Annotated in this window: 1 protein-coding gene; it reads left to right on the forward strand. The window is 73.5% G+C overall.

Annotation, left to right across the window (positions count from 1 at the left end; genetic code table 11):
- Positions 1-930 precede the first annotated feature (930 nt).
- The coding region (locus tag IH54_RS0138445; RefSeq protein ID WP_031526159.1) for an ACP S-malonyltransferase at positions 931-2,244 on the forward strand (1,314 nt) is incomplete at its 3' end.

Below are 2,244 nucleotides of genomic sequence, written 5' to 3' on the forward strand. Positions count from 1 at the left end.
CCCCACCGGCGGGCAGCCGCCGGCGAGACGGCGGGGGAAGGGGACGATCACCCCACCCACCCCCGCCCCCACCGGCGGGCAGCCGCCAACGCAACGTCGGGAGGGGGACGATCCGGGGGTGCCCCCGCAGGAATGCGCATCGACTCCCCGTCACGCTCGGGGAGAGGTCAGACGCGCATTCCGAGGAGGTACCCCCGGAGTGGCCCCCGACCCCACCCACCGCACGGAGTGCGCGATGCCCCGCCGGGCAACAACAGGGGCTGCGTGGGGGCACCCCCAGGCGAAGCCCTGGGGGAGAACGGCGCGAGCAACCCCCACCCACCGCAAGGTCGCGAAAACAACCGCAAGCCCCGCCCCGGTGCGGGGAACCGCCGGGACACCCTCGGGGGGAGGTAAATAGGAAAACCCTAAAAGCGGCGCGGAGCGTAAAGGGGGGGAATTTCCGGACCGCCTTGACTTTTTCCGAGATGCCTTCCTACGCTGAACGCGTATGAGCCGTTGTGTCGACCCGGCACACAGCGATACGGGGGAAAGAACGTGAGCGCGGCACCGTATGCCGATTTCAGCACCCGCCCGGCACCAAGCCGGGCCCTGCTGCTGAGCAGAAGAAAACGCAGCGCCCCAAGCCGCACGCCCAGGGCGGAGGGCGCCCACCCGCGTACGCAGCGCACGCCGGGCGCATCGCGTACGCCGGGCGCACCGCGCAGGCCAGGCGCGCCGGGCGCGTAACACCGCACCCCGCGCAGGGGAACGCTGAGGACGGATACGAAAAGCCCCTCATTTAACGGGCCCGCAACAAAAGCCCGCCTCTCCGCGTGATTCCCGCGCAAAAATATTTCGCCAGCCATTGGCCACGCATTCCTCTGCGCGCCGCCCGGCCACGCGAAAAGCCCCACCACGAATGAAACGAGTACGGGGGACGTCAGAACCATGCCGAAAACATCCATCGCCGCCCTCTTCCCGGGGCAGGGCGCGCTGTACGGGCGCGCCCTCGCCGACCTCCGTGAGGCCTTCCCGGCGGTCGTGAATCCGGTCCTCACCGACATCGGGGACGCCGCCCGCCCCCTGCTCGGCGGCCCCGCCGCAGAGGCGCTGTTCGCGGCGCGCACGCCCGAGCCCGCGCAGTGGCTCGCGGAGGCGCCGGACACGCTGCAGCTCGCGATCTACACGGCGTCCGTCGCGACGTACGCCGTCCTGCACGCGCGCGGCCTGCGGCCCGACGTGCTGGTGGGGCACAGCCTCGGGGAGATCGCCGCGCTGGTCGCCGCGGGGGCGTTCAGCGTGGCGGAGGGGGCGCAGATCGTCTGCCACCGGGGGCTCGCGCTGCGCGAGGCGGGGCCGGGCGAGGCGGCGTACATGGCCGCGCTGAGCACCGGCCCGGAGCGCGCGCAGCAGCTCGTGGACGTGGTGGGCGACCCGCTGACGGGGGTGGCCGTCGAGAACCACGCGGCGCAGACCGTGCTGTCGGGGCGGGCGGCGACGCTCGACACGGTGGCGCGGCTGGCGGCGGTGCTCCGTATCGACTTCGCGCGGCTGAAGTCGCCGTACGCCTTCCACAGCCCGCTGCTGGGCGCGGCGGCGGAGGCGTTCGCCGCGCGTATCCGGGACGTCAAGCAGCGCCCGCTGGAGGTCGCCGTCCACTCGCCGATCCTCGGCCGCGCGTACGAGGACACCGACGACCTCACGGAGGTGCTCGCGGGGCACTTCACCCGCCGGGTGCGGTTCGCGGACGCGGTGCGGGAGGTGAGCGGCAGCGGGGTGGACGTCTTCGTGGAGAGCGGGGCGCTGGACGCGCTGTCGAAGATCGTCGGGCGGGTCGTCGAGCCGCCCGCGGCGGCTGTGGCGACGCTGCTGCCGGAGGCGGGGGGTGCGGCCGCGCTGCTCACCGCTCTCGACCGCCTCGCCGTCCTCGGCGCGATCCCGTCCGCGATGTCCGCGATGTCCGCGAAACCTTCCGCGATCCCGGAGGCCGACCGGCCCGGCGGGGCTGACCCGCTGCACGCCGCCCTGCTCGCGGACGTCCCGGCGGCGGATTTCGCGGCGTTCTGGCACGGCCGCGCGGGCGAGGTACGCGACTTCGTCCGCCGCACCTACGACGACCACGCGTCCGCTGCGGGCCCCACGCCCGACCGGGGCGCGCTGGTGCGGGAGTTGGCGGGGGTGTACGCGGCGGCGCTGGAGTATCCGGCGGAGGTGTTCGAGGAGGGGACGGACCTGGAGGCGGAGTTGGGGGTGGATTCGGTG

The sequence above is a fragment of the Streptomyces sp. NRRL F-5123 genome (genome assembly GCF_000721495.1).
In the GTDB taxonomy this organism is placed as follows: Bacteria; Actinomycetota; Actinomycetes; order Streptomycetales; family Streptomycetaceae; genus Actinacidiphila.